The sequence below is a fragment of the Geomonas sp. genome, from assembly GCF_056994735.1.
The window spans coordinates 1-1,102 of sequence record NZ_JBXKJL010000506.1; the positions used below are offsets into that span (position 1 = coordinate 1).

1 protein-coding gene and 1 pseudogene are annotated in these 1,102 nt (G+C 60.9%); one reads left to right on the plus strand and one right to left on the minus strand.

All coding sequences use genetic code 11. The features are described from left to right. Nucleotides 1–656: inositol monophosphatase family protein (locus AC11W3_RS21175; RefSeq protein ID WP_484093728.1), on the plus strand; the 656-nt coding region annotated here is incomplete at its 5' end. 102 nt (nt 657–758) lie between these two features. On the opposite strand, the pseudogene AC11W3_RS21180 reads toward AC11W3_RS21175, so the two are convergent. Next, nucleotides 759–1,102 (minus strand): annotated as a pseudogene (locus AC11W3_RS21180) (alanine dehydrogenase); the annotation flags it as partial.

Below are 1,102 nucleotides of genomic sequence, written 5' to 3' on the forward strand. Positions count from 1 at the left end.
AGATGATCGTCAACACTCTCCGGTACGCCTTCCCCGGTCACAGTTTCCTGGCGGAGGAGAACGACTACCTGTCGGAGAAGGTTCCCTACAAGTGGATCATCGATCCTGTCGACGGCACCACCAACTATGCGCACGCCTTCCCATGGTTCTGCGCCTCGATCGCCCTCGAGCATGACGACGAGATAGTGCTGGGTGTAATCTACCACTGCATGATGGATGAGCTCTTCACCGCGATAAAGGGTGGTGGGGCCTATGTCAACGGCGAGAGGATGAGCGTCTCGACGACGTCACCCCTGAAACGTACCCTTCTCGCCACCGGCTTTCCCTATGACCGCACCCGCTACAATGAAAACAACTTCGAGAACTTCATCAATTTCCATCTCGAGTGTCAGGGCGTGCGCAGGGTCGGCGCCGCGGCACTCGACCTGGCCTACGTGGCGGCGGGGAGGCTGGACGGCTACTGGGAGTGCAAGCTCAAACCGTGGGACGTCGCCGCGGGATCCCTGCTGGTAACTGAAGCAGGGGGGAAGGTGACCAATTATGCCGGGGAGGAGTACTCGATATACGATCACCGCGTCGTTGCTTCCAACGGGGTGATTCATCAGGAGATGCTCGACGTCCTGGCAAAATCTCCTCCACCTCCGAAAGAGAAGTAGGCGGTCCCGATAAGGCGGCAATAGCCGCCTTCGTTGTTTCCGTAGGAGCGCCCTTCCGGGCGCGAACCATCGCCGATGGGTGCCGCTACTACGGGGCATCGGCTACGGTATGGCCATAAGTAACCGCTCCACCGGGGTGTACTCGAGGCCGACGGCCTCGGCGACACCTTGGAAGGTCACCTTGCCCAATGCGATGTTGATGCCGGATCTGATTCCGTGATGCTTCCTCGCCAGTTCTCGCCACTCCTCTGCGGCGATGGCCACGGCGTAGGGGAGGGTCGCGTTGGTTAAGGCGACGGTCGAGGTCAGGGGGACGGCCCCCGGCATGTTGGTCACGCAGTAGTGCAGGATTCCCTCCACCTCGAAGGTCGGCGCCTGGTGGGTGGTCGGCCGTGAAGTCTCGAAACACCCCCCCTGGTCTATGGCCACGTCCACCAACACCGTCC